Below are 382 nucleotides of genomic sequence, written 5' to 3'. Positions count from 1 at the left end.
TATTTAACTAAAAACGTCCGCTTCGGCGTCAGCCCCTTCGCTGATATCGTCAAAATCATCCACCGAGGCAACACCACCGCCTGCGAATGCGTCACCGTCTCTCAGGAACTGAACGCCAGACAGTGAAGCGGATATGCCTTTGCCGTTGTTTTCGTAGGCGAAAATACTGATAGTCGCGTTCACGTAACAGCCGGAATACGGGCGGCCATCTTGTGCGGTAAGTGGAGTGCGATCACGGTCAATAACCAACGGCCGTGCTTTATTACTGGCAGAAATAAACATACACCCCGCATAACCGTCATAATCAGATTTATCGTCGCCGTCGCGGAAATTAAACCGCATGTTATTGCCGCGGATACTTTTAATAATACCCTCAGCTTTA

At 49.2% G+C, this 382-nt stretch carries 1 protein-coding gene; it reads right to left on the bottom strand.

The features are described from left to right. Positions 1-3 precede the first annotated feature (3 nt). Positions 4-382: ssDNA-binding protein (locus tag PSI23_RS22140; RefSeq protein WP_273557062.1), on the bottom strand; the 379-nt coding region annotated here is incomplete at its 5' end.

It is taken from the genome of Xenorhabdus yunnanensis (assembly GCF_028598805.1).
In the GTDB taxonomy this organism is placed as follows: Bacteria; Pseudomonadota; Gammaproteobacteria; order Enterobacterales; family Enterobacteriaceae; genus Xenorhabdus; species Xenorhabdus yunnanensis.
Note: the sequence above shows the minus strand (reverse complement) of the source record. Positions and strands in the feature narration are given on the sequence as shown.